We start from the raw sequence: 4,408 nt of genomic DNA, 5'->3' as shown, positions 1-4,408 counted from the left end.
CACCCACCCACCGGCGATGGACCACTACGACCGGCTGCTCGCCGAGCACTACACGTGGATGCTGGGCGGCGACCTGACAGCGCTCGCCACCACCCAGCGGACCTTCCTCGCCGACCTCGGGATCGTGCCTGGAGCGGCCGGCGCCACCGCGGTCGACCTGGGCTGCGGCCCGGGCCACAGCAGCCTCGCGCTGGCCGAGCTCGGCTTCGACCCGGTGTTCGCCGTCGACCTGAGCGCCCCGCTGCTGGCCGAGCTGGCCGAGCACACGGCCGGCACGCCGGCGGTGCGGCCGGTCGAGTCCGACCTGCGCACCGCGCCCCGGGAGCTGGTGCGGCCTGGCTCGGCCGGCGTGGTCCTGTGCCTCGGCGACACCCTGACCCACCTGCCGACCCGCGGCGACGTGGCGGCGCTGCTCGGCGACATCGCCGGCGCCCTGGCCCCCGGCGGCCGTGCCGTCCTCTCCTACCGCGACCTGACCGTGCCGCTCACCGGCACCGACCGCTTCCTGCCGGTCCGCGCCACCGAGGACCGGATCATGACGTGCTTCCTCGAGTACCCGGACGACTTCGACGACTACACGGTGGTGGTGCACGACCTGGTCCACACCCGCCGGCCGGGCCCCGACGGCGGGTGGACGCTGCGCACCGGCAGCTACCGCAAACTGCGACTGGCCCACGGCTGGGTCCTCGACCAGTGCCGCACGGCCGGCCTGCGGGTGGTACGCGACGAGGCAGGGCCCGGCGGCGGTGGCATGCGGACCGTGGTCCTGGAACGGTGAGGCGACCGTTTGGCATCGATTCGCCCGAAGTGTGACGCTGGAAGGGCGGACTCATCGCGACACACCGCGTGCCGAGGGAGGTGGCCTCATGACCGACTTCAGGACTGACGCGACCGAGACCCGGATCCAGGAGCTCGAGCAGCGGGTCGAGACCCTGACGGACGCCCTGCGCACCGTGCTCGACGGCCTGGCCGACGACCCGCCGCGGGACGTGCGGGACAGCCCCGCCGCCCGGGGCGCCAGGCTGGCCAGGGAGGTGCTGCTCGCCGGTGGCAGCTGAGGCCCGGCTGGCGCTGGCCGGGGACACCATGCTGGGCCGTGGCGTGGCCGAGGAGATCGGCCACCACGGCACGGGGGTCCTGTTCGCCGACGAGCTGCGGGCCGAGCTGGCCACGGCCGACGCGGTGCTGCTTAACCTGGAGTGCTGCGTGTCGAGCCGGGGCAGCCCGATCCGGATCCCCGGCAAGCCGTTCTTCTTCCGCGCCCCGCCGCCGGCCGCCGAGGCGCTGGCCGGGCTCGGCGTGCGCGCCGTGACCCTGGCCAACAACCACGCGCTCGACTACGGCCCGGAGGCGCTGCTCGACACCCTGGACCACCTGGCCGCGGCCGGGATCCTCGCGGTGGGGGCGGGCCCCGACGAGGCGGCGGCGCGGGAGCCGGCCGTGCTGACCGTGGGCGGGCTGCGGATCGGGCTGCTCGGCGTCACCGACCACCCGGCCGAGTACGCGGCGGGACCCGGCCGGCCCGGCGTCGCCCACGCCGACCTGCGCGCGGGCGTCCCCGACTGGCTCGCCGAGACGATCGGCGCGCTGCGCGCCCGCGTCGACGCGGTGGTGCTGATGGTGCACTGGGGCCCCAACATGGTGGTGGAGCCCGTGACGCACGTCCGCCGCGCGGCGCCCCGGTTGCTCGCCGCCGGCGCCACGCTGGTCGTCGGCCACTCCGCCCACGTCTTCCACGGTCTCACCCGCCGCGTCCTGTTCGACCTGGGCGACTTTGTCGACGACTACGCCGTGGACCCGGTGCTCCACAACGACCGCGGCATCCTCGTCTTCACCGCCCTCGCCCCAGAAGGCCCGCGCCACACCGAGGCCCTGCCCGTCGCCCTCGACTACGCCCACACCCGCCCGGCCGAGCCGGACGGGCCCGAGTGGACGTGGGTGGCCGACCGGCTGACCGCGGCCAGCGCCGACCTCGGCACGACGGGCCTGCGGCGCGCGGGGGCACGGCTGGTCGTCGACTGGGCAGCGGAGGGCTGAGCGGCGTCGCCGCTCAGCCCTCCGCCACCCCCGGCCCGCGCCGCGCGGGCGCGACAGCGGCCTACGCCGCCACCGCCACGGCCTGGATCGCCGGAGCGCGCAGCGCCCCGCGGGCGGTGAGCACGCTGGTCACCAGCGTCGCCACGGTCGCGATCGCGGCCGTGCCGAGCCAGATCGTTATCGCCTCGCCTGGCATCGTCGCCTCCGCCCGCACCTGGGAGAAGGCGACCGCCCCCGCGAGCCCGGCCACCGTCCCGAAGAACAGCCCGACGGCGGTCAGCAACGCACTCTCGGTCGCGACCATCGTCAGCACCTGCCTCGGCGTGGCGCCGGCGAGACGCTGCCGGCCGAACTCCTGGCGGCGGTAGGAGGTCGCCGCGTACAGGCTGTTGACCAGCATGACGCAGCAGAAGGCGGCGATGATGCCGACGACCACCAGGTTCAGCGTCTCCAGGTTCTTGTCCTCGACGGACCTGGTGATGCCCGCCGCGTCGAGCGCGTCGCTCTCGATCACCTGGATGCACACCGTAGCCAAGGTGATCCCGGTGAAGAGGACGAGCGTCATCAGCACCCCGGCCTGGCTCGCGGCCCGCTGCCTGGTGTTGTGCACCGCGAGGTAGCCGCCGGCGCCGGTCAGCGCCGCGATGGGGCGACCGAACCAGCGGAGCAGGGTCCTCAGCAGCCCGGCCGAGAGCGTGGCGAAGCCGACGGACAGCAGGATGGCCCCGTAGGCGGGCGCCGCCATCAGCGCCGGCTCCGCCGGGTCCATGGCCCAGGTGGCGGACACCCCGCCCACGCCGCCGAGCAGCGCCAGCACGCCGCCCGTGGTCCGCAGCCGAGCCCTCGGCGCCCGGGCCCCCGGCGCGGCCCTGGTGGCCCGCCGGACCGCGAGGAACGCCGCCCCGGCCGAGGCCAGCAGCGTGACGCCGAAGCCCGCGGAGAGCGCGATCGGGCCGAACACGTGGTCCACGCCGGGGGCGACCTGGCCGGTCTCCCGGAACATCGTGAGCAGGGCGCGCCCGCCCAGCATCGCGGGTCCGATCGCCAGCGCCGCGCCGAGCAGCGCCACCAGGATCGCCTCGCCCATCACCATCCGCCTGACCTGGGCGGGCGTGGCGCCGGTCTGCCGGAGCAGGGCCAGCTCTGACTCCCGCTGCCGGACGTTCACCGTGAGCGTGGAGGCGACGGCGAAGAAGACCAGCAGCGTGCCGTACCCGCCGACCACGCCGCCGCTCAGGCTCAGCGTCTCGGCGCTGACGTCGTCGACGCCGGCGGCGCCGGCCGTGTCGTGCAGGGAGTTGAACGCCATGCTGACGCCCGCGCCGAGGAAGGCGGCGAGCAGGGTGCCGAGGAAGCGGCCCGGGCGCTGCCGGACCGAGCGGATCGCCAACTGGAGCATGACCACGGCCCTAGACCCCCGCCGCCACGACGTCGCCCAGGTGCGCGAGCCGCTCCGCGACCGCGTCCGCGGTCGGCGCGGCCATCGAACCGGCCAGCCGGCCGTCCGCGAGGAACACCACCGAGTCCGCGTAGGAGGCGGCGACCGGGTCGTGCGTCACCATCACCACCGTCCTGCCGTGCGCGGTGACCACCTCGCGCAGCAGCTCCAGCACCTCGCGGGCGCTGCGGGTGTCCAGCGCGCCGGTCGGCTCGTCGGCGAAGAGCACGCTGGGCTCGGCCACCAGCGCCCGGGCGATGGCCACCCGCTGCCGCTGCCCGCCGGACAGCTGGTCAGGACGGTGACCGAGCCGGTCGCCGAGGCCCACCTGTGCCAGGACCCCGCGCGCCCGCTCCCGGTTGACCCGGCGGCCGGCGAGCCGCAGCGGCAGCGTCGTGTTCTGCAGGACGGTGAGGGTCGGCAGCAGGTTGTACTGCTGGAAAACGAAGCCGATCCGGTTCCGCCGGAACTTCGTCAGCTCGGCCTCGCTGCCGCCCGCCAGCTCGGCGCCGTCCACCACCACCAGGCCCCGGTCCGGCCGGTCGAGCCCGGCCGCGCACTGCAGCAGCGTGGACTTCCCTGAACCCGAGGGCCCCATGACCGCCGTGAAGCTGCCGGTGGGCAGGGACAGCGACACGTCGTCCAACGCGGTCACGGCGCTCTCCGCGCCCCCGTAGCCCTTGGTGACCCCGACCAGCCGCAGCGCCTCCGCGCTCCGCGCGGGCCCAGGCCCGCCACCACGACGAAACATCTCGCCTTCCCCTTCCCATGAGCCCGTGAGCCGGTGAGCCCGTGAGCCCGTGAGCCCGTGAGCCCGTGAGCGTCGTGAACTCGCTCCGTGACGCCCCGTGCGCCACATCCACGAACCTACGGACGGCGCGGCTCCGCCACATTGGCCTCACGACCCGAATCCGGGGTGGCACTAGGTACACC

The 4,408-nt window shown here is 75.1% G+C and carries 5 protein-coding genes; 3 read left to right on the top strand and 2 right to left on the bottom strand.

The genetic code is table 11. The annotated features are described in order from the left end of the window. Window positions 1–16: 16 nt before the first annotated feature. From E1265_RS34115 to E1265_RS34105, 3 genes are all read left to right on the top strand, one after another. Window positions 17–778 (top strand): class I SAM-dependent methyltransferase, encoded by a 762-nt coding sequence (locus tag E1265_RS34115; RefSeq protein WP_132934829.1) that lies wholly within the window; start codon window positions 17–19, stop codon window positions 776–778. A gap of 88 nt (window positions 779–866) precedes the next feature. Further along, entirely contained in the window at window positions 867–1,058 is a 192-nt protein-coding gene (locus tag E1265_RS34110) for a hypothetical protein (RefSeq protein WP_132934828.1), read from the top strand. Then, window positions 1,048–2,037 carry a CapA family protein gene (locus tag E1265_RS34105; protein WP_243741310.1) on the top strand — a complete coding sequence of 330 codons (990 nt, stop codon included), beginning with the start codon at window positions 1,048–1,050 and terminating at the stop codon, window positions 2,035–2,037. Before E1265_RS34110 ends, E1265_RS34105 begins: the two co-directional genes overlap by 11 nt. 61 nt (window positions 2,038–2,098) lie before the next feature. Here the strand turns inward: E1265_RS34105 and E1265_RS34100 are convergent, their stop codons facing one another. Together E1265_RS34100 and E1265_RS34095 are read right to left on the bottom strand one after the other, a co-directional pair. After that, window positions 2,099–3,436 (bottom strand): ABC transporter permease, encoded by a 1,338-nt coding sequence (locus E1265_RS34100; RefSeq protein ID WP_132934827.1) that lies wholly within the window; start codon window positions 3,434–3,436, stop codon window positions 2,099–2,101. A gap of 10 nt (window positions 3,437–3,446) precedes the next feature. Then, a complete protein-coding gene (locus E1265_RS34095; protein WP_132934826.1) occupies window positions 3,447–4,226 on the bottom strand; it encodes an ABC transporter ATP-binding protein in 780 nt (259 codons plus the stop codon). Window positions 4,227–4,408: the final 182 nt, after the last annotated feature.

Origin of the sequence: Streptomyces sp. 8K308 (assembly GCF_004348315.1) — a bacterium.
GTDB lineage: Bacteria > Actinomycetota > Actinomycetes > Streptomycetales > Streptomycetaceae > Streptomyces.
The sequence above is the reverse complement of the archived record's forward strand: the minus strand, read 5'-3'. Positions and strand labels throughout refer to the sequence as shown.

Coding starts and splice junctions, on each gene's coding strand:
- E1265_RS34110 (WP_132934828.1), top strand. CDS start 867: ATGACCGACTTCAGGACTGACGCGACCGAGACCCGGATCCAGGAGCTC.
- E1265_RS34115 (WP_132934829.1), top strand. CDS start 17: ATGGACCACTACGACCGGCTGCTCGCCGAGCACTACACGTGGATGCTG.
- E1265_RS34095 (WP_132934826.1), bottom strand. CDS start 4,226: ATGTTTCGTCGTGGTGGCGGGCCTGGGCCCGCGCGGAGCGCGGAGGCG.
- E1265_RS34100 (WP_132934827.1), bottom strand. CDS start 3,436: ATGCTCCAGTTGGCGATCCGCTCGGTCCGGCAGCGCCCGGGCCGCTTC.